The sequence below is a fragment of the Pedobacter sp. PACM 27299 genome, assembly GCF_001412655.1.
Lineage (GTDB): Bacteria > Bacteroidota > Bacteroidia > Sphingobacteriales > Sphingobacteriaceae > Pedobacter.
Genome location: NZ_CP012996.1, coordinates 4,653,634 through 4,673,560, shown reverse-complemented (window position 1 = coordinate 4,673,560; position 19,927 = coordinate 4,653,634). Strand labels below are relative to the sequence as shown.

Genomic DNA, 19,927 nt, shown 5'->3' with positions numbered 1-19,927 from the left:
AATAAACTATGACTAATTTTAAAATGGATCGTCAAACTTTTAGGGACCTGAATGTATTTAACGATGCATCGGTTGACGAATCTATATTCAGTTTTTTTAAATCAACGAGAACATTAGGAGGGAAGGAGAAAATTCAGGAAATGATGGAAAGGCCATCTTCTGATATTCATTTACTGAATGGGCGTCAATCTACGATCAAATATTTTCATGACTATAAGCTCCAGATGGAGGTTAAAAGCGAACAATTAGACTTGATCAGCTATTACCTGAAATTCAATAAAGTACTTTCCAGAAATAATATGCTGGATGCTTTGGTGGATTTCGTAGGGAATAAGTCTACCAACGACTATTATATCGTAATTAAAGGGTTAGAGTTTCTGATCAGTACTTTGAAATATCTTTCCCGTTTTATAGCTGAACAGGACTTGACAATAGTGCCGGAATATTTGAAGAATAAACTGGAAGAGATCGAAAGGATATTGAATATGGAGCCTTTAAAGGCTGCTATGGGGCTTCAGGAAAAAAAGCTTAAGTTTTATCAGGTGAGTAAGTTAGACCATAGCTTTCGTGGGACATCGCAAACGGTACTCCTCCATTTGTTACAGCTGATTTATGAACTGGACGCTTATGAAGCCATTGCTACAGTGGCCAGAAAAAGACAATTCTGCTTTCCTGAATATTCAGAGAGTGAAAATCTGGAGATGGGGCTCGTTGGTTTCTTCCATCCTTCCTTTGATCAGCCCGTTAAAAATGATATTTTTTTGAATCAAGCTGAAAACATGGTTTTTCTTACCGGATCTAATATGGCAGGTAAATCATCCCTGTTAAAGTCGTTGGGATTGGCTGTTTACCTGGCGCATATAGGCTTTCCAGTTCCTGCAAGTTCAATGAAAACAGCTGTTTTTAATGGTCTATTGACCACAATTAACCTACCAGATCAGCTCGGACAAGGCCTCAGCCATTATTATTCTGAAGTAAAACGGGTAAAAGAAGCTGCAACGGCACTCCTGGAAAATAACCGAATGTTTATCGTTTTTGACGAACTTTTTAGAGGAACAAATGTAAGAGATGCTTATGATGCTTCGTTCCTGATCATTTCAGAACTGACGGCCATCCGTAATTCGGTATTTTTTATCTCTACACATCTGGTAGAGCTTGCAGCTGCGCTCAAGCCACTAAATCATATTACTTTCAAATACCTGGATACCTTTTTTGAAGGAGAAAAGCCGGTATTTACATACCGGCTCAAAGCAGGGGTTTCTGAAGAACGTTTAGGGATGTACATCATCCAAAAAGAAGGAATTGTGGATATGATCCGTGCTGTTTCCTCAAAAGCCTAATAATTCAGCTTAAAGCCTAAAGTGTACCAGGATCCTGGCATTGGAATGGCTTCCGCTTCAATAAATTGTGCATTAAACAGGTTGCCTGCATCCACATAAATATTGTAATGAGATTGCTTGTAGGCCAGTTTTGCATCGATCACCGTGTAATCTTTATAAGTAATACGGTCTTGATAACGGGCCGCAATTGTTAAATCCATTACCTGGCAGAAAGAAGTCGTTAAAGTACCGTTCAATTGATTCTTCAAACTTCTTAAGGCATATCTGGAGATGTTGGCAGTAGAAATTGTAGTTTTAATTGTTGGATCCAGATAGGTGTAAGCAGCGCCCAGTCGGAAGCCGTTCAGGATGCCAGTGCTGCCGGAAGGGGCAGTCCAGCGATAATCTCCACTTAAAGTCAATCCTGTAGTATTCACCTGGCCATAGTTTTGTGGCTGATAAGGATCGGTTATTTTTTCCTTTGCCCAATCAATAAAATCATTGATCCGGCGCGTAAAATAACTCGCATTTGCGGTGAAATGCGCGTTATTGAACTTAAGTCCAGCTTCGGCATATTTTGACTTTTCAGGACGTAATTGGTCATTCCCGATATTGGTTTGTCCTTTATAATAAAGGTCGGTGTAGGTTGGCAAACGCTGCCCAGTACCTAGATTGCCATATAACCGCCAGTTTCCGTAAATATTGTAGCCAATGTCCAGGCCAGGAAAAGCTTGCCATCCATAGTCAGAATTGTAATTGGTATAGGCGCCAACATTAACTGATAAACGATCGAAAGGTTCAAATTTATATTCTCCAAAAAAACCGGAATTGCTGCGGTTTCTCTTGCCGAGACTGCTGCTCTTAATATATTCTGTCCTGGTTTCCAGACCTACTCCGAAGGTACCGAAGCCCGTTTGTATCGTATTGTTTAATTCTGCATCCAGGACATTGCTTACGTGATGATTAGGAGGGTAAGCTAATGTTACCTTGTTAAACAGGTAATTATCCACGTTATTACGGTAACTGATCCTTGGAACCATGGTCCACTGCGCTGTGATTTTTGTAGTATAAGCCAGAGAAGCAATCGCTGTTTTTACGGTTTCTTCTGATTCTTTATCATTTGGTGCAGCATAGAATCCATTTGCACCGAATTTATTGTAGGTATATCCAGCCATCACCTCCAGCTGGTCTTCTTTTCCCACTTTGATTTTTCCCTGATAATATAGTTTCTGGTTATTGAAAGCAGTATTGTAACGGTATCCATTGCCTGATTCCCGTCCGATGGAGAATAAATGACTGGATTGATCTAAAGTGAGGGTGCCACTCAGATGCTGGCCATTGTTTAAGTAAATACCGCCAGCACCATCTTTCTGTTTGAAACTACTTCCAGCAAACACATTGGCTGAAATGCCGGTCTTCTGCGGACTGCGGGTTACAATATTTATCGCTCCGGTTAATGCGTTGATGCCGTAAACTCTGGATGCAGAGCCACGCAGGACTTCAATATGGTCAATATCATCCATAGTAATGGGGAGATTCATCATATTGTGACCTGTCTGCGGATCAGTAATTTTAACGCCATTGAGTAAAACCAATGTTTCATCAAAGGTACCACCATCGATACTGATGTCTGCCTGAGTACCGCCAGGACCGCGTTGACGAACATCAATACCAGTTACATAGCTAAGTAATTCACTAACTGATCTGGCCGGTAAGCTCTTGATCTTTTCCCGGTCAATGATCCAGATGTTTCTATTTTGTTTCGAAAAAGGAAGTTGAAGTCGGTTTTCTTGCACCATGACTTCATTTAATTTTGTGGTGTCAGCCAAAGGTTTGGCTGTTTGTGCATTTAAAGTTATGCTGGAACCCATCAGGGCCATAAAATACACGGAATTTTTAAAAAGCATTGTGGTTTATTTTGAGGGCCAAAGATATATTGTTTTCCAACCAATTTTGCCCAGAACTGGCATACTTATTTTGTTTTAATTATGTTTGCTGAATAATTTGATAAGAACCGCCCTGCGGAAAATTTACAGAAAAAACGTATAAAGAGAATAAATATGATTATTGAACCGAAAATTCGTGGGTTTATCTGCCTGACTGCACATCCTGATGGCTGCGCACAAAACGTGTTAAACCAGATCAATTACGTGAAATCTAAAGGACCTATCGACGGACCTAAAAAAGTCCTTGTTATAGGCGCATCAACCGGTTTTGGTTTGTCATCAAGAATTACCAGTGCTTTTGGATCTAATGCATCTACTATTGGTGTATATTTTGAAAAACCACCAGCACCTGGAAAAACTGCTTCAGCGGGTTGGTACAATACAGCTGCATTTGAATCAGAGGCTCATAAAGCTGGTTTATATGCTAAAAGTATAAATGGCGATGCCTTCTCAAAAGAGATCAAAGAAAAAACTTTGGAACTGATCAAAGCTGACCTTGGACAAATTGACCTGGTAATTTACAGTTTGGCTTCTCCAAAAAGAGTTCACCCGGTAACAGGAGTGGTACACAGCTCTGTATTGAAGCCAATTGGTGAAGTTTATACCAATAAAACAGTAGACTTCCATACAGGAATCGTTTCTGATATCTCTATTCAACCTGCTCAAGGTGATGATATTGAAAATACGATTGCCGTTATGGGTGGTGAAGACTGGGCGATGTGGATCGACGAATTGAAAGCTGCAGGCTTACTTGCAGCTGGTGCAACAACAGTTGCTTATTCTTATATCGGCCCATCACTAACAGAAGCAGTTTACCGTAAAGGTACTATTGGTCGTGCTAAAGACCATTTAGAGGCTACAGCGTTCCAGATTGCTGATCAATTAAAAGACATCAATGGAAAAGCTTATGTATCGGTAAACAAAGCCCTGGTTACTCAGGCGAGCTCTGCAATTCCAGTAATTCCATTGTATATTTCCTTATTGTACAAAATTATGAAAGCAGAAGGCCTTCATGAAGGATGTATTGAGCAAATTCAACGTTTGTTCAAAGAGCGTTTGTATACAGGTGCTGAAGTATTGACAGATGAGCAAGGAAGAATCCGTGTAGACGATTTAGAGATGCGTGATGATGTTCAGGCGCAGGTTGCTGCTCTTTGGACAGAAGCAACTACAGAAACACTTCCTGCAATCGGCGATCTTGCTGGTTACAAAAAAGATTTCTTAAACCTGTTTGGTTTTGATGTAGCGGGTGTGAATTACGAAGCTGATGTGAATGAAATGGTAGAAATTTCAGGATTGGTATAAAATCATCTGATCATGATAACAGAAAAGCGCTTCCATTTGGAGGCGCTTTTCGTTTTATAAGTGTTTATTTAGTTCTTCTTCCAGCTCTTTTGGAAACAATGGCTTCCGGAATAACTTCACCACATGTGGATTCGCTTCCGCTTTTTTGATGTCTCCAAAATCGAGTGTTGAGGAGAGTATCGCTACCACACATTTTTCAGTGATTGACTTTGGCAGCCCTTTATAAATTTCCAGGAACTCAAAGCCATCCATCTCCGGCATCTGAATGTCCAGTAAAATGAAATCAGGAATCTTATCCTCCTCATTTTGGTTTCTGCTGAGGTAGTTCAGCGCCTCTTCGCCCGATTGGCAAAGAATAATTTCATCAAATAATTTAGTGATGGTGATGATCTTGGAGTTGATTTTCAGGTCAACCTCATTGTCATCAATTAACATAACCTTTCTGACCTTATTTAACATTTGGAATCGTGATTTTAAAGGTGGTACCTTCTATAGCATTCGAACTTACTGTAATCTTTCCGTTGATTTTATTTAGCGCTTCTTTCACTATGAAAAGGCCCAGGCCACTTCCATGGTTGATTTTACTTTTAAAGAATTGTAAGAATATCTTTTCTAAATGTTCGTTCAGGATGCCCATCCCATTGTCGTTGATGCTAATGTGCACCTGGGTAGGCTGAACCTCTACGGATATGTTTACATTCTTATTCAGTTCTGTTTCTTTCTGATACTTGATCGCATTAGAAATCAAGTTTCCTAAGATCACTTCAATGCGGAAGGCATCTCCAAAAAACAGTTCATCCTGAATGATGTTCACATTGAACTTCATGTCCTTATCGGTATAAGCATACAGCTCAATCAGATCGGCCACCAATTTTTTGAAATTGATTTCTGTATGTTCCGAAACGGTCTTGTTGTTTTTATAGTATTGCAGCGTTTTCTGGATGTAATAATCTAGTCTGTTGGAGCAGGTCTCTATCAATCCCCAGTACTCACCGCTGGAATTAAACAGGCCTTCCATTTTTACCAGATTTACAATTCCCATTGTAGATACCAATGGTGCCCGTAGTTCATGAGAAATGCTATAAATAAAGCGATTCAGCTCATCATTGGTTTTTTCTAATTCTGCGACTTTATTCCTCAGGTCTATTTTAGATTTATAGGCGTCATACGCATTTTTGATAGAGTTGTGCAGCTCCAGATCATTCCATGGTTTGGTAATGTACCGGTAAATATCGCCATGATTGATCGCATCAGCCAGGGCTTCAATATCAGTATAACCAGTTAATAAAATCCTGGTTGGATCTGGAAACGTATTTTTGATGCTTTTGAAAAACTCCACCCCTGTAATATTCGGCATCTTCTGATCCGCAATAATCACTTGTACTGCAACGTTTTCAAGGATTTTTAATCCTTCGTCAGCAGAAAGGGCGGTATAAATTTCATACTGTCGCCTAAAACTTGCTTTGAAGGCGAGCAAGTTATTTTCTTCATCATCAATATACAGAACACGTATAGTTGTGGCATTCATAATAAAGTTTATTATCGTGAGATTACTGGTAAGGTAATAATAAATTCTGTACCTTGATTTACTTTTGTCACAACATCTATACGTCCACGATGGTTTTCAATGATTCTAAAGACGATAGATAAGCCCAATCCTGTGCCTTCTCCAACATCTTTAGTCGTGAAAAATGGTTCAAAAATCTTTTGTTTAACTTCTTCAGTCATTCCTGATCCTGAATCTTTAATACTGATTTTCACTTCTTCTCCTTCTTGCCAGGTGCTGATGCTCAATTGTTCCTCTGTATCTGGTACTTGTTTTCCTTTAATCGCCTGGATGGCATTGCTGATCAGGTTCATAAATACCTGGTTGATTTTTCCAGGCATACATTCTACTTTTGGCAGCGTACCATAACTCTTCACAATCTGTAGATTTCCAGGGAAGGTACTTCTCAATAGAACCAGGGTAGAATCCAGGCCTTCATTCAAGTCCACGGGTTTGGTGTCATTTTCATCCAGTCTGCTGAAATTTTTCAGACTTCTGATGATTTCTGCAGTACGTGTTGCGCCTTCACCAATTCCTGAAAGCAGGGATTTAATCTCTTCTCTTACGAAATCAAGGTCAATAGATCGTTTAAAATTCTCAATTTCGCTGAGCTGTGGATGGAGGTCCTTTGCAGGATCAACGTTTTCATACATATCGATCAGCTGATTCAGGTCGTCAATATCCATCTGAAGCGGCTTGATATTAGAGGTCACAAAATTGATCGGATTGTTGATCTCATGTGCAATACCGGCAGTAAGCTGACCCAAAGAAGCCATTTTTTCCGAATCTACCAATTGAGATTGGGTCTCTTTCAGGTTAGATAAAGCATCATTTAAACTGGTGTTGATATTTTCCAGCGCTTCTGTTCTTTCCTTTACTTTAATTTCTAACAGGACGTTTTGTTCACGTACTAGTTTTTCATTCTCCGTCAGGATTCGCAGAGCCTCTGATTGTGATTCTTCTTTCTCTTTCTTAAAGATGTTGATCTTGTCGGCAAGTGCAAAAGATAGCAATACGGCTTCTAAACCCGATCCAATCAAAATCGCATTATTCGTTAAGAAGGTATAGGAAAGTATACCGATATCCTTCATGATGAATATAATAACTCCGATTAGGAAGCAAGACCATGAAATTGTAAAATATAAAGCTGGACGGTATTTTTTTCTATAAATTAAGATACCTGTAACAATAACTGAGATGGAAGCGATGATGGTCAGCAGCTGCAAAGCCATTTGTGCTTCTACCGGATAGCCTACGAGGCTGATGGCAAAGCACAGCAGGTAAAGCAGGATTAAAATGTTCAGGTAGCGATTGACCTTGCGGTAGAAGTTTTTAACGTGGAGGAATTCTTTGGTAAAGAGAATTGAAGCGATTCCTACGAAAACAATGGAAAATATCAGTCCCTGATTATTTAAGTTCAGGTTATCACCCCAAAGCAAAGAGAACGCATAGCCCTGTAGAGAAAGCTGTGTAAAGCCAACGCTAAAGATATAGACTACATAAAATAAGTAACTGCGGTCCCTTACCGTGAAATATATAAAGATATTATATAAAAACATAGTGATAATCAGGCCGATATACAAGCTGAAAACGTTACTTTCCAGGTTTAAACCTTGCATAATAGAGGTATAGGAACCTATAAATAAAGGCAGTGTAATCGGACTGGATGCAGAAACTTTAAGGTAGTAGGTGGTGGTATCTGTACTTGTTCTCAGTCTGAAAATTGGGTCCTGATGTACCACATCACGCTGATGGATAGAAACCTCATTTCCTGATTTAATCTCTCTGTATTGTCCATGCTCCGGATAATAAAATGCAACTTTATCCAGATTTGGACTTTTCAATTGAAGAAAAAAATCCGTTGGTTTTTGAGCATCTGCCACGTTGAACCTGATCCAGATCGTAGATTTTGTGAGTCCGAAATTGGCGATTTTATGGTGATTAGGGATAAACTTCCCGTTTTTGATGACTTCTTCCAGGGAACGGTTTCCTGAAGAATCTTCATAGGTGGAAACCTGGTCACTGATGTTAATTGGCGTGGTAGCTGCGCCGTTTAGCTGAATCAATTGTGCATTTGCAGAACCAATCCCCAGCAAAAAAAGCATCATCAAACAAAATAATTGTGGAGTTTGCTTTAAACTATTTAGGTACTGCATTATCTGTTAAACTTTAAATCGTACATGATATCTACGTCTCCTTTAGGGCCTGTTTCCGAGCGCACCTGTACAGGATTTTCAATGAGGTCAAAAACCAGCTCTCTAATGGTAGGTTCGGCTTTTTCCAGGGTTCTTAAATTGTCAATAATTACTGCTGTAGCAATCAAATCAAGTTTAGGATAGTAAAATTGTCCATTGTTACCAACGGCAATATTCACATCAAAACCAGTTCTTTTACCACCTCTAACGGTTGCTGGAGCACATAAAGCAAATAAGCTATGCAGTCCAAGCGTGTAAGCCAATGCCACAGAAGCGCGGATTAAAAAGATACTGCCAATTCCGAATCCTGCAATTTCTCTGGAGTTCCAAAGACCGCAAAGTTCGCCTGTTTTCAGTAGTTTTCTTTCTTTCAGCTGATCAAATATTTTAGGATCCAGTTTTCCAATCGCATCTTCTATCGGAAGCGGCAAGTCCTCATCGGCAATCTGAATTCGCGCGCCACCCAATGCCCGCCCATCTTCCGTAGATTCTACCAGGATGACATAAGTATTTTCATGCTGCATCCAAGCGTGTTTCGCCGAGGTGATCATGGTGATGCCGTAGATTTCCAACACCTTTCGATGGCCATCTATAAATTTATGACATAAAGCCTCGTTATCTGTCGCCTTAAATGCGGTGAACTTTACCATTTATTGGGTTAAATTAGCTATGAATATTTTATCTATTGGTAAACGTTTCGAAGGTGTTCCTTCTGCTTCTGCATAGAATAATCTACATAGAAAAACGCTCACTTCCTGCTCATTTACTGTTGGAAAGCAATTGTAGAAAATCTCATTTAATTCAGAAAACTTGTTTTTAAGATAAAGATCCTGATTCAGTCCATCTCCGTATTTTAAAATGTTGAAGTGTAAAATGCTCGCCGTCATCGGATGAAGGGAAATTCCTGCACGATTGGCGGTTAACCACATCCGCTCTACTGCTTTTCCCCCTTTAATGAAATCAGAAGAGGTATAATTAGGCATAGTGACCAAAGCAATTGCTGAGGAAGCCAGTCCGGATTTTTTCGACAAGCGTTCCAATCCTGTACCCATTTTCCAGTGTTTCAGTAAGTCCAGCACCTTTGGGTCTTTTGCAATTCTCATCCCAATGGCTTCTCCAGCTGTTAGACCAAAGGACTCCAGATCCAATCCATCACCAGTTCTTTCACTTTCTTCTTTGGTAAATCTCAGCTCCAGGTTGAAGAGTTCGTGGTGACCGGTAGGAGTATACAAACGGAGTTTATCTGATTCGCCCATGATGTTTGCCACTTTTTGGATGGCTGCTGCATCTTCAATAAAATATATTTTCGCGCCTGCTACCTGCTCAGTTTCTGCTTTTATTTCGGCTAATGTCTCGGCAGGAATGGCTTTGATGACTTTAGGTTGATTTCTGTTGGTATTTCTTAGGTCGGTAAAATCCGCAAGACCATCTTTTTTATGTGCTGCTGCTATATTTGAAAACTGCAGCACCGCTATTAATTCTGGAATTTGAGGGTCAGGAAAAAGCTGCTCCTGCACTTGCAGGTTGAGCGTCTCCGCTTTTAATCGGATGCTCTCCAGAGTTAGTCCGAAACCGACATAAGCCACGATATTTTTATGATTTGCAAAAGAGAAGGAGCGTTCAGTATCATGGAAAAGAAGTAAGGCACCGTCTTTATACAGCCATTTCCAGGGTTGATTGTTTCCAGCTGAGCTTCCTCTTTGTGCGGTATGCAGGAGTTCGTCCAGCTGTTCGCCGTCTAATTCAATCGCATTTACTGCTTTTTCAATTTTTAACTGTGCAGCAAGCACCTCCATCTCCGGAAAGGAAATTCCTTTCGCGGGTTTCAGGATTTCAGTATGTGTATTTTCTTTTACAGGATCTGCGATGATCTCTTCGATGTCTACAAAGAAGCGACCTGAAACGGAAAGCTCTTGTAGCAATATTCTCCTCGACAAATCCGCTGTGATACCACCGCCATAAGTAACGGCGCTGGCCAGCTGAGGCCAAGAAGTGATGGTTTGCTGGATTTCAATCATCGAAGCCTTCATCCTGGTGGATAAAGTTTCTACGCCTGCAATCGGCAAAATATAAGGTATTTTTTCTTCGTTGGTTTTAAGGTGTTTGACTTTAGAAATGTCCAGATGCTCAATATATCCATGTAAAATTGGACGATTTGGCTCCAGGTCAAAACGCTCAATATCGATGGTGCCTCTATCACTGGCTTCCATCAATACCGGAATCTGATGGGCTTTTGCTTTTACTCTGCAAAGAATTTTAATGTCGATGCCATCACACTCATCAATTAAAAGGTCTAATTTTCCGTTTTCTGTTAAGAAGCTTTCAATATTTTCTTCAGTGATGCCTTCGTGGAAACAAGTTACTTTTAGAAACGGGTCAATTTCCGCAATCTCTCTGGCTACAATCACCGTTTTTCTTAAATCTACATTTTGAACACCACTGCGGATGCGATTGAGGTTAGTGAGGTCCAGGTGGTCAAAGTCTGCAATGCGCAATTCCCCGCATCCACGCTCAATAGCCAGGGTCAGGGAAACGGATTGGCCAACAGAAAGGCCGATTACACCAATTTTCTTCTCCATCAGCTGATCTTGTTCCTGCTGTGTAATTTTATGCTTGTTCCTATTGGTTCGAACAAGGATAAATTCTTCTTTGTCAAGGATATGAACCAATTTCTCAATCCATGGATAATAAACCCAAACACCATAAGTATCTGCGTCCTGGCCATTCAAACGTTTTACTATAAGCTCGTCGATTTGATCTTTGCTCAGTACTAAAGTTGGATTTAGGCCTTTAACCAGGTCAGTGAGTTGATTTGTAATGCTGTCAAAAACCTGGATATGTGGTTTTTCTTTAAGCAAATTCAATAGCGAAGATTGATCTTCTCGATTTAGAATTCTAAAAAATATTGGAGTATAGATTTCACTATACTTTTTTGTTTGCGAAGCTAGCTCTTTTTTAAGTTGACGTAATTCTTTATCTAATTGCATTTGTTCTATGAGATATACCCTTTAATCATTACAAAAATTCTATTAAAATTATACTTTTAACCGTTATAATGAAAGTATAATTTTTATTATTATGGAGATGTTAATTTTAATTAATGCGTTACCTACTAATAATGAGCGCCATTCCTTTGATTCCTACCCAAAAAAATAGGATAGAAATATTCTATTCTTAGAAATTTTCAACCAAATTACTTCATTGAACCTTATAAAAGCAATATATTTAAAAAAATTATATTAAATTCATAAGATGAATTCTAACGCATCCATAAATGTCCTGTACATAGACGATGAAGCTCACAATCTGAACTCTTTTAAAGCGGGATTTAGAAGAATGTTTAATGTCTTTACCGCTGAGTCGGCAGAGGAGGGGAGAAAGGTTTTGGAAAAGCAATTAATCCATGTGATCATTACCGATCAGCGGATGCCTGTCATGACGGGAATTGAGTTCCTGGAATCTATCATTCCTGATTTTCCTGAACCTATCAGAATATTGCTTACAGGTTACGCTGATATTAATGCTGTAATTGACGCCATCAACAAAGGGCAGGTTTATAAATACATTCAGAAGCCCTGGATGGCAGAAGATCTAAGGATCAATATTGAAAAAGCTTTTGAAATCTATTCGTTAAGAAAAGAAAACCGGGAGCTCACAGAAAAATTATTAATCGTGAATCAACAGCTGGAATTTTTATTCCGCCAAAGTCTCTTATCCTAAAGATCGGGACCAGAATTTCGGATCGATATCAGTTTCGTGCGGATATTGATCCGAAAAAGATGTCCTTTATGAATTTATGATTTCTTTAATAAATCGCCTTCTATGGATATTTTAATGCCTATTTGTGTAATTATTTAAGAATAAAACCGCAAATGATTTTTATCTTTAAATAGTTTTTTTGTTCATAATAATTGAAATATATTTAACAAAAAAAAGGCAAAAATTCTATGAATTCTGACACTTCCGTAAACGTTCTCTATGTTGATGATGAAGTTCACAACCTGAATGCTTTCAAAGCAAGCTTCCGCCGTAAATTCAATATTTTCATTGCGAATTCTGCAATAGAGGGTAGAAAAGTTTTAGAATCTGAGGATATCCATGTGATTGTTACGGATCAAAGAATGCCGGTCACCACTGGTATAGAGTTTCTGGAATCTATTATTCCGGATTTTCCAGATCCGATTAGAATTTTACTAACGGGTTATGCAGATATTAACGCGGTTATCGATGCAATTAATAAGGGGCAGGTGTACCGATACATTCAAAAACCCTGGATGGAGGATGATTTGAGAATCAATATCGAGAAAGCCTTTGAACTTTATACTTTGAGAAAAGATAACAGAGATCTCACCGCCAGCTTATTGGTAGCCAATGAGAAACTGGAAAACTTATTAAGAATGGGGACTGATTTATAGTCCCCATTTATATTTTACAGCTCTTTTCTTAAACGGGCCACCGGGATATTCATTTGCTCCCTGTATTTTGCAACCGTTCTTCTGGCAATATTATATCCTTGTTCTTTTAGGATTTCTGTCAGTTTCTCGTCTGCCAATGGCTTACGCTTGTCTTCATTTCCAATACAGTCTTCCAGGATTTTTTTCACCTCTTTATTCGATACTTCTTCGCCGCTTTCGGTTTGGATAGCTTCAGAGAAGAAAGATTTCAATAGAAAAGTGCCGAATTCCGTTTGTACATATTTTGAGTTTGCTACCCTGGAAACCGTAGAAATGTCCATGTCAATTTTATCGGCAATGTCTTTTAAGATCATTGGCCGCATTTTGCGCTCATCACCGGTAAGCAAGTACTCATATTGGTATTGCATGATGGCATTCATCGTTTTCAGCAAGGTCTGCTGTCTTTGCTTAATGGCATCAATGAACCATTTTGCAGAATCCAGCTTTTGTTTTACGAACTGAACGGCCTCTTTTAATTTTTTATCTTTTTGTGCGGCTTTGTCATAATGATCAAACATGTCAATATAGGACCGGCTTACTCTCAGTTCAGGCGCATTTTTTGAATTTAGCGTTAGAATTAATGTTCCATCATTGTTGCTCACATGAAAATCCGGAATAACTTGCAGCTGTTTAGTCGTCACCTGATTGGAATCTCCAGGTTTAGGATTTAAACGCAGGATTTCCGCAATGATCTCTTTCAGGTCTTCACTGTTCAGTCCTAAAGCTTTTTCCAGTTTATCGTAGTGTTTTCTGGTAAATTCATCCAGATAATTTTCTACGATGACAATGGCTTTCTGAATGATTGGATTGGAAGGATCTTTACGCTTTAATTGTAAGGTAAGGCACTCTTGTAAGTCTCTGGCTGCAATGCCCGGAGGATCGAAGCTTTGAATTACTTTCAGCATCTCCAGAACATCCTCTTCTTCTACCATCGCATTTTGCGAGAAGGCAAGGTCGTCGATCATAGAGGTGATTGGCCTGCGCAAGTAACCATCATCGTCTAAACTACCAATAATTTGCTTTCCAATGATGAAATCCTGATCTGATAATGGAACCAGGTCCAGCTGTTCCTGTAAACTCTCAAAAAAAGTACTTTCAATCGCAATTGGAGTTTCTTTTTTTTCTTCATCATCCTCATTGTTATAAGAGGTGCTATAGTCGTTTACATTGTCGTCCTGTAAATAATCATCTACGTTAAACTCATCTGTGTTTTCTTCCTTCGCACCTGGATCAAAATCATCCGGTGTATCATTTAGATCATCATACTCGCTTTTAGGTTCTTCAGCAATCATTAAGCTGGGATCTTCAAGCGCTGGATTTTCTTCCAATTCTTCTTTAATTCTGGTATCTAATGCAACAGTAGGTACTTGCAGCAATTTAATAAATTGGATTTGCTGAGGGGAGAGCTTTTGAAGTAATTTTTGTTGTAGATGTTGTTTAAGCATGTTTTATCAAAGCGGTATTATATGTACCCGTTCCAAAAATACGAATTTGGTTTACATATAAACTATCAAGACAAAGTATTATTGTGTGTTTAGTAGGAATAAAGGCTTTTCGAAATCGGGTTTTCTTAAAACATTTTTTACTATCCTCCAATTTAGCTACTATTATTTTGCCAAACAATCGCGATTAAAGTGTTGTTAAATACTTAGTCTTGAGTAGGAAAAAGATGAAATATCGATGAATAGCCGGAATAGGTGCAGGTTTTGAAAATATTTACCTACTTTTATTAGGACGTTTAACATCTAAAACTAATACTACTTATGAGTTTTGTAAAAGAATTTAAGGAATTTGCAGTCAAAGGCAATGTGATTGACCTGGCTGTCGGTGTAATTATTGGCGGGGCTTTCGGCAAGATTGTGACTTCCCTGGTCAATGACTTAATTATGCCTCCGATCAGTTTGCTGATTGGCGATAAGGGATTTGTCAATTTCTATGTCCCGCTGAGTGCGAAGGTGAGAGAATTTGTAGCGACTAACCCTACCGCTTCTCTTGAAGATGCCAGGAAAATAGGTCCTGTATTTGCCTGGGGAAACTTTGCAACAGAGGTGATCAATTTCCTAATTCTTGCAATGATCATTTTCTTAATGGTAAAAGCAATCAATAAAATGAAAAGAAAGCAAGAAGAAGTACCAGCTGCAGCTCCTGCACCAACTCAAGATCAAGTATTACTTACAGAGATCCGCGATTTGCTGAGAAACAAATAAGCTGTTTTTAAAATAATCTCAACCCCTTAGATTGAATAAGTTTTTGTTCAATTTAAGGGGTTTTTTAATGATAAATTCTCGTAGATAAGAAAAATTGAATTTTTACTGTTACTGTTCGGGAAGTGTTCGGGAAGAGGTCGGCCTTATAATAGGCACTGCGTAGGGTTCGTGTAGGGTTCGCCTAGGGTTGCCTTAGTCTCTGCTATCCAAACCCTAACCGAAGCCCTTCCTGCGGCTAAAGGCCATCAGGTCTCTTTCCGAACAGTATAGCTGTCCTTTTGAGCTGTAAAATTTGATTTAAAAGGTTCTTTTAACAGCAGGATCAGTCAATAATATGTAGTCACCAAGATGGCTGTATTTCGTCCAGTCTGGTGTGCTGAAATCCTCGCCTGAAAAACAGGAGATATTGACCATTTTCAATTTCGGCAGGAGAGTTTTCAATTTTGCCAGGGTACCCAATTGTTCGTCGCTATGGAAACGGCCATTCACCTGAAAAACTTTTGCTGCTTTATTACTTTTCATATATTTAGCAATAGACCAGGACATGGTGGCATCCCAAAGGTTTTGTGTTTGGTAGATTTTCATGGTACCCATGCCATGGCCGCCAAGCATGGCGATAAACTTCTCATAATATTTTCCAGTTGCCGTATCTACAGGTAGAGGTGGAAGAAAAGAATCGGAACTTTTTGGGAACTGATCCAGTACCGATAAGCCGGATTTACTTACTGCGTTGCTATATCTGGTGGCTGCGTTGGCGGCGATGACCAGTAAATGATGTGATTTTGCGTATTCTATCATTGGTTTATAGTCCTCGTAATTCTTCCAGACTCTGGCTTCTTTGACAAAGTTTTTCTCGGAAATCAACCCCAACAGGTATTCATCCATCACCGGCTGAACGTCGGTATGGAACATCTCTAAGCTCAATGCTGTTTTTGGGTAGCTGCCGCTGAGCTTTTGAAACAGCTCAAGTTCTAACTGGTGACCAATAGAATCGTTGTGCTCTTCGCCGAAAAATAATACATCGACATCTTTCATATTGCTGATGATCTCCTCCAACTGGATGAGCTTTTGTTTTTTTACATCATAAACTTTGTAGTGTGCTTTTGGTGCTTGAGCAAGGGATAGTAGGGGTAAAATGCACATCAGTGCAGCGAATATTTTTTTCATGGGTGTTACTTGTTTGTTCGTTAATTAGAATTATTCCAAATTAACGAATAATTTTTACCGATAAAAAATGGGGCTTTACCGACCATTATCATCATCCGGAGTAATTAGGCTTTTTAAATGGCGACTGATCTGCTACATTTGAGTAGAAAACACATAGATTAAACGAATAAATTGAGCACGATGGAAAAGTGGAATGATGGTAAAAAAAATAACAGCATCTGGGCCGGGCTGTTTCTTTTAGTATTTGGATTGGTCTTCCTATTGAAAAATATAGGTCTCCAGCTCCCGGGTTGGCTGCTGAGCTGGCATACGATTTTAATGGTCATCGGTCTGCTGATTGGTTATAAAAAGAATTTTCAGGGCGGCGGATGGCTGGCCATGTTTTTAGTAGGTGCATTTTTTACACTGCAGCGCATTACAGACGCTAATATGTCTAAATATTTTTTCGCAATGGCCTTTATCATCATGGGGTTGTACCTGATCTTTAGACCTAAGCCCAGTAGACTAAATAACCCGAAATGGAAAAAGAAACAAGCCAACTTTACAGATGGCGCTTTTGCAAATCAATCCGCTGCTGCAGATTCAGATGATGGTTTAAATACAGCAGCGCAGGGTACTGAGGCAGAAGAGCTGGATATAGAAGAGCCAAAAACTGATCAGGCTGGCTGGGTAGATGAAAATGATGTGATCGCCGCGGTATGTGTTTTCGGTGGAACAGATTCGCATGTGTATTCCAAAAATTTTAAAGGTGGAGAGATGGTGGCTGTTTTTGGAGGCTGTAATGTAAATTTAACACAGGCAGATTTTGAAGGAGCAATTGTACTGGAGATTGTGGCTGTTTTTGGAGGTGTTAAAATCATTATACCATCAAGCTGGATAGTGAAGTCGGAAGTGGTGGCAATTTTTGGTGGGATAGAAGACAAAAGAGGTCCAGTTATCCTTTCAGATGGCGGAACGAAGATTGTTAAGATTACCGGAATGGCCTTATTTGGTGGGGTGGAGATTCGGAATTTTTAAATATAATATCAAATCACCACGTTAAACTCCTTTTATTTTGACCAACAGACCGCTAGCCAATAAGAATATTAAACGATATGCCATGGTTATTTTTGTAGCCTGGACCTCGGTATTTGTCCTGCTTTTCTATTATACTTTAAACTTTAACTGGTATATATCTGCTGCTGATAGCCTGGTTACAAATGGCTTGCTGGTACTTGCCTGCATGATTTTAAGTAATATGCTGGGCTATTACCAGCCGAAAAATGAAACCATTTTGTTTGTGCTGGTGATTACACTGATCCTCGCCGGACTGATTACTTTCATCAGTAATGTATCCCTCTCTTATTTGTTTGCTAATGCGCAGACTTACCGGAGTTTTTTACAGCTTTCGCTAATTTTAAGGTTCATTATCGTCTTTGTTTTCCTGGCCTGGTGTGCGGTAGCCAATATTTTATGGTACCGTTTAGAAGAACAATCGGCCACACAAGAGCGCCTGCTTACTGCCCAAAACCTCAGTAAAGAAGCCGAATTGAATAAATTACGCCATCAGTTGCAGCCTCATTTTCTTTTCAATAGTCTCAATTCTGTATATGCGCTGACCATTATGAATCCTACAGAAGCTGGGACAATGATTATGAAACTAGCCTCTTTTTTAAGAGGGAATCTGAAAAGAGACGATGAGATCTGGGTAAAAGTAGCCGAAGAAATGGAATACATTCAACTGTACCTAGATATTGAAAAAGTACGCTTTAGTCACCGATTAAATATTGATGTAAATGTTGAAGAAGAAACCTTAGATTTATGTCTGCCAGGTACACTGTTACAGCCCATTGTAGAAAATGCCATTAAATTTGGTTTGTACAATACTGCTGCTGCCATTACGATTTCGATCTTCGTAAAAGTAGAAAATAACAAGCTGGTAATTACTGTGCAGAATCCTTTTGATCCGGAAATGAGGGCCACAGGTGGTACTGGATTTGGATTATCAGCGATTAAGCGCAGGTTATACCTGTTGTTTGGGGATGAGCAATTGCTCCAAACCAAGGCGACAAAAGATAATATATATATAACCACCCTAAAAATACCTCAGAACCAATGATGAGAACTATTTTAATAGATGATGAGTCCCTGGCCAGGGACGTAGTGAAGCATTATCTGAGCAACTTTCCCGATATTGAGGTAGTGGCGGAATGCAGTGATGGCTTTGAGGGGATTAAAGCGATTACACAGCACCAGCCGGACTTTATCTTCCTGGACATTCAAATGCCCAAGATCAATGGCTTTGAGATGCTGGAACTGGTAGAGCAGCATCCTGCAGTCATTTTTACCACCGCATTTGATGAGTATGCAATTAAAGCTTTTGAAGTAAATGCGGTAGATTACCTGCTGAAGCCTATAGAAAAAAGTCGGTTCGACATGGCGATACAAAAACTTCCTGCCCGCTTAAATCAAACGGAACAGTACAGCAGAGAACTGCTGGATTCGGCCGCATTGAATCCTGCGCAGCAGAATAGGGTAGTGGTAAAGAAGAATGGCATCATAAAAATCATCGCCGTGGCAGATATTCATTACCTCGAAGCAGACGATGATTATGTGAAGTTAAGTACCACTGAAGGCGTTTTTCATAAGAATAAGACGATGAGCTTTTTTGAACAAACGTTAGAATCTTCACAATTTATTCGTATTCATCGATCATATATCATAAATTTGGCCCAGGTGACAAAAATAGAACTGAAAGAAAAGGACAGTTATATTGTTCTTTTAAAATCTGATATATGGCTTCCGGTAAGTAAAACGGGCTATATTAAGCTTAAAGCAGCGCTTGGCTTGTAAGATTTTAAGGAAAAATGAAAACTACCTTGAATTCTATTTGCAATTAAAATAAAATCAAGCTATATTTGCACCTCTTATTTAAAAAAATAGTCTAAGATATAATACAGTTATGAAAAGAACATTCCAACCTTCGCAAAGAAAGAGAAGAAACAAACACGGCTTCCGCGAAAGAATGGCTACAGCAAACGGTAGAAGAGTATTAGCTTCTCGTCGTGCAAAAGGAAGAAGTAAGCTATCAGTTTCTGACGAACGTCGTCACAAAGCATAATTTTTGATTGCAGCACAATAAGTGTTAGCAGATCACAATATCTGCAAATTTGCGATCAAAAACATGAACACATTTAATAAAGAAGAACGGTTATGTAGTAGAAAACTTTTAGATCTGCTATTTAAAGACGGTTCTTCTTTTTTATTATACCCATTCCGCATTTCCTATCATTTTGTAGATGTGCCGCATAGTTTCCCTGCTCAGGTAGTGATCAATGCCCCTAAGAAACGCTTCAAAAGGGCGGTCGACAGGAATTTGATCAAGAGGCGGATTCGTGAGGTATACCGTTTGCAAAAGAACATAGCACTCTATCCATCATTGGAAGATTCAGAAAAGCTTTTGATCTTTTCTATTCAATATGTAGGTAAGAAGATCTATGAGTTCTCTTTCTTAGAGAAAAAAATGGAAGCTGCTTTGAAAAGGTTAATCGGCAATATCAAAAATGATCCGGGCAATTAAACTGGTGATCGGTTGGTTCTTTTTAGGACTGATTAAGCTATATCAATGGTTTATATCGCCGTTATTAGGTGCCAATTGTCGTTTTACGCCTACCTGTTCCCAATATGGAATAGAAGCGATAAAAAAACATGGACCTTTTAAAGGAGGATGGTTAACTTTGAAGCGGATTGGCCGTTGTCACCCTTGGGGCGCACATGGCCATGATCCTGTTCCTTAATCCTGAATATTT

At 39.2% G+C, this 19,927-nt stretch carries 19 protein-coding genes; 11 read left to right on the top strand and 8 right to left on the bottom strand.

The genetic code is table 11. The annotated features are described in order from the left end of the window. Positions 1 to 8 precede the first annotated feature (8 nt). Positions 9 to 1,340: a MutS-related protein gene (locus tag AQ505_RS19720; RefSeq protein ID WP_062549760.1), complete on the top strand. Its 1,332-nt coding sequence runs from the start codon at positions 9 to 11 to the stop codon at positions 1,338 to 1,340. On the opposite strand, the gene AQ505_RS19715 is transcribed toward AQ505_RS19720, so the two are convergent. Then, positions 1,337 to 3,226 (bottom strand): TonB-dependent receptor plug domain-containing protein, encoded by a 1,890-nt coding sequence (locus tag AQ505_RS19715; RefSeq protein ID WP_082461648.1) that lies wholly within the window; start codon positions 3,224 to 3,226, stop codon positions 1,337 to 1,339. The two genes, AQ505_RS19720 and AQ505_RS19715, sit on opposite strands and share 4 nt — an antisense overlap. 153 nt (positions 3,227 to 3,379) lie before the next feature. Here AQ505_RS19715 and fabV point away from each other — a divergent pair, with 153 nt between their 5' ends. After that, the gene (fabV, locus tag AQ505_RS19710; protein WP_062549758.1) at positions 3,380 to 4,570 is read left to right on the top strand and encodes an enoyl-ACP reductase FabV; all 1,191 of its coding nucleotides are present in this window, start codon (positions 3,380 to 3,382) and stop codon (positions 4,568 to 4,570) included. 54 nt (positions 4,571 to 4,624) lie between these two features. On the opposite strand, the gene AQ505_RS19705 is transcribed toward fabV, so the two are convergent. The 5 genes from AQ505_RS19705 to AQ505_RS26135 are packed head-to-tail and all read right to left on the bottom strand — an operon-like array spanning position 4,625 to position 11,298. After that, positions 4,625 to 5,029, bottom strand: a complete 405-nt coding sequence (locus AQ505_RS19705; protein WP_062549757.1) for a response regulator — start codon at positions 5,027 to 5,029, stop codon at positions 4,625 to 4,627. After that, a complete protein-coding gene (locus tag AQ505_RS19700) occupies positions 5,019 to 6,098 on the bottom strand; it encodes a hybrid sensor histidine kinase/response regulator (protein ID WP_062549756.1) in 1,080 nt (359 codons plus the stop codon). Before AQ505_RS19700 ends, AQ505_RS19705 begins: the two co-directional genes overlap by 11 nt. Positions 6,099 to 6,109: 11 nt before the next feature. Continuing rightward, entirely contained in the window at positions 6,110 to 8,224 is a 2,115-nt protein-coding gene (locus AQ505_RS19695; protein WP_197286233.1) for a sensor histidine kinase, read from the bottom strand. A 47-nt stretch (positions 8,225 to 8,271) separates the two neighbouring features. Continuing rightward, positions 8,272 to 8,961 carry a hypothetical protein gene (locus AQ505_RS19690; RefSeq protein ID WP_062549754.1) on the bottom strand — a complete coding sequence of 230 codons (690 nt, stop codon included), beginning with the start codon at positions 8,959 to 8,961 and terminating at the stop codon, positions 8,272 to 8,274. Beyond that, positions 8,962 to 11,298 (bottom strand): Rv1355c family protein, encoded by a 2,337-nt coding sequence (locus AQ505_RS26135; protein WP_082461646.1) that lies wholly within the window; start codon positions 11,296 to 11,298, stop codon positions 8,962 to 8,964. Between the two features lie 265 nt (positions 11,299 to 11,563). On the opposite strand from AQ505_RS26135, the gene AQ505_RS19680 reads away from it, so the two are divergent. Continuing rightward, a complete protein-coding gene (locus AQ505_RS19680; protein WP_062549753.1) occupies positions 11,564 to 12,031 on the top strand; it encodes a response regulator in 468 nt (155 codons plus the stop codon). Between the two features lie 227 nt (positions 12,032 to 12,258). Beyond that, entirely contained in the window at positions 12,259 to 12,726 is a 468-nt protein-coding gene (locus AQ505_RS19675) for a response regulator (protein ID WP_062549752.1), read from the top strand. Between the two features lie 14 nt (positions 12,727 to 12,740). On the opposite strand, the gene rpoN is transcribed toward AQ505_RS19675, so the two are convergent. After that, positions 12,741 to 14,210: an RNA polymerase factor sigma-54 gene (rpoN, locus tag AQ505_RS19670; protein WP_062549751.1), complete on the bottom strand. Its 1,470-nt coding sequence runs from the start codon at positions 14,208 to 14,210 to the stop codon at positions 12,741 to 12,743. Between the two features lie 318 nt (positions 14,211 to 14,528). On the opposite strand from rpoN, the gene mscL reads away from it, so the two are divergent. Continuing rightward, complete coding sequence (gene mscL / locus AQ505_RS19665; protein ID WP_062549750.1) at positions 14,529 to 14,972, top strand: large conductance mechanosensitive channel protein MscL; 444 nt, start codon at positions 14,529 to 14,531, stop codon at positions 14,970 to 14,972. Between the two features lie 297 nt (positions 14,973 to 15,269). On the opposite strand, the gene AQ505_RS19660 is transcribed toward mscL, so the two are convergent. Next, positions 15,270 to 16,139 carry a ChaN family lipoprotein gene (locus tag AQ505_RS19660; RefSeq protein ID WP_062549749.1) on the bottom strand — a complete coding sequence of 290 codons (870 nt, stop codon included), beginning with the start codon at positions 16,137 to 16,139 and terminating at the stop codon, positions 15,270 to 15,272. Positions 16,140 to 16,319: 180 nt separating this feature from the next. Between AQ505_RS19660 and AQ505_RS19655 the strand changes: the two genes are divergently transcribed. From AQ505_RS19655 to yidD, 6 genes are all read left to right on the top strand, one after another. Further along, the gene (locus AQ505_RS19655) at positions 16,320 to 17,156 is read left to right on the top strand and encodes a LiaF transmembrane domain-containing protein (protein WP_062549748.1); all 837 of its coding nucleotides are present in this window, start codon (positions 16,320 to 16,322) and stop codon (positions 17,154 to 17,156) included. Between the two features lie 82 nt (positions 17,157 to 17,238). Beyond that, positions 17,239 to 18,237: a sensor histidine kinase gene (locus AQ505_RS19650; RefSeq protein ID WP_082461645.1), complete on the top strand. Its 999-nt coding sequence runs from the start codon at positions 17,239 to 17,241 to the stop codon at positions 18,235 to 18,237. After that, positions 18,234 to 18,971, top strand: a complete 738-nt coding sequence (locus tag AQ505_RS19645; protein WP_062549747.1) for a LytR/AlgR family response regulator transcription factor — start codon at positions 18,234 to 18,236, stop codon at positions 18,969 to 18,971. The genes AQ505_RS19650 and AQ505_RS19645 overlap by 4 nt, the downstream gene beginning before the upstream one ends. A 109-nt stretch (positions 18,972 to 19,080) precedes the next feature. Continuing rightward, the gene (gene rpmH, locus AQ505_RS26130; RefSeq protein ID WP_073232865.1) at positions 19,081 to 19,239 is read left to right on the top strand and encodes a 50S ribosomal protein L34; all 159 of its coding nucleotides are present in this window, start codon (positions 19,081 to 19,083) and stop codon (positions 19,237 to 19,239) included. Positions 19,240 to 19,302: 63 nt separating this feature from the next. Continuing rightward, complete coding sequence (locus AQ505_RS19640) at positions 19,303 to 19,698, top strand: ribonuclease P protein component (RefSeq protein ID WP_062551124.1); 396 nt, start codon at positions 19,303 to 19,305, stop codon at positions 19,696 to 19,698. Next, entirely contained in the window at positions 19,682 to 19,915 is a 234-nt protein-coding gene (yidD, locus tag AQ505_RS19635; protein ID WP_062549746.1) for a membrane protein insertion efficiency factor YidD, read from the top strand. The genes AQ505_RS19640 and yidD overlap by 17 nt, the downstream gene beginning before the upstream one ends. Positions 19,916 to 19,927 lie beyond the last annotated feature (12 nt).

Excerpts from the sequence above, each read along its gene's own strand:
- AQ505_RS19720 (WP_062549760.1), top strand. The coding sequence starts at position 9 with ATGACTAATTTTAAAATGGATCGTCAAACTTTTAGGGACCTGAATGTA.
- AQ505_RS19715 (WP_082461648.1), bottom strand. The coding sequence starts at position 3,226 with ATGCTTTTTAAAAATTCCGTGTATTTTATGGCCCTGATGGGTTCCAGC.
- fabV (WP_062549758.1), top strand. The coding sequence starts at position 3,380 with ATGATTATTGAACCGAAAATTCGTGGGTTTATCTGCCTGACTGCACAT.
- AQ505_RS19705 (WP_062549757.1), bottom strand. The coding sequence starts at position 5,029 with ATGTTAAATAAGGTCAGAAAGGTTATGTTAATTGATGACAATGAGGTT.
- AQ505_RS19700 (WP_062549756.1), bottom strand. The coding sequence starts at position 6,098 with ATGAATGCCACAACTATACGTGTTCTGTATATTGATGATGAAGAAAAT.
- AQ505_RS19695 (WP_197286233.1), bottom strand. The coding sequence starts at position 8,224 with ATGATGCTTTTTTTGCTGGGGATTGGTTCTGCAAATGCACAATTGATT.
- AQ505_RS19690 (WP_062549754.1), bottom strand. The coding sequence starts at position 8,961 with ATGGTAAAGTTCACCGCATTTAAGGCGACAGATAACGAGGCTTTATGT.
- AQ505_RS26135 (WP_082461646.1), bottom strand. The coding sequence starts at position 11,298 with ATGCAATTAGATAAAGAATTACGTCAACTTAAAAAAGAGCTAGCTTCG.
- AQ505_RS19680 (WP_062549753.1), top strand. The coding sequence starts at position 11,564 with ATGAATTCTAACGCATCCATAAATGTCCTGTACATAGACGATGAAGCT.
- AQ505_RS19675 (WP_062549752.1), top strand. The coding sequence starts at position 12,259 with ATGAATTCTGACACTTCCGTAAACGTTCTCTATGTTGATGATGAAGTT.
- rpoN (WP_062549751.1), bottom strand. The coding sequence starts at position 14,210 with ATGCTTAAACAACATCTACAACAAAAATTACTTCAAAAGCTCTCCCCT.
- mscL (WP_062549750.1), top strand. The coding sequence starts at position 14,529 with ATGAGTTTTGTAAAAGAATTTAAGGAATTTGCAGTCAAAGGCAATGTG.
- AQ505_RS19660 (WP_062549749.1), bottom strand. The coding sequence starts at position 16,139 with ATGAAAAAAATATTCGCTGCACTGATGTGCATTTTACCCCTACTATCC.
- AQ505_RS19655 (WP_062549748.1), top strand. The coding sequence starts at position 16,320 with ATGGAAAAGTGGAATGATGGTAAAAAAAATAACAGCATCTGGGCCGGG.
- AQ505_RS19650 (WP_082461645.1), top strand. The coding sequence starts at position 17,239 with ATGGTTATTTTTGTAGCCTGGACCTCGGTATTTGTCCTGCTTTTCTAT.
- AQ505_RS19645 (WP_062549747.1), top strand. The coding sequence starts at position 18,234 with ATGATGAGAACTATTTTAATAGATGATGAGTCCCTGGCCAGGGACGTA.
- rpmH (WP_073232865.1), top strand. The coding sequence starts at position 19,081 with ATGAAAAGAACATTCCAACCTTCGCAAAGAAAGAGAAGAAACAAACAC.
- AQ505_RS19640 (WP_062551124.1), top strand. The coding sequence starts at position 19,303 with ATGAACACATTTAATAAAGAAGAACGGTTATGTAGTAGAAAACTTTTA.
- yidD (WP_062549746.1), top strand. The coding sequence starts at position 19,682 with ATGATCCGGGCAATTAAACTGGTGATCGGTTGGTTCTTTTTAGGACTG.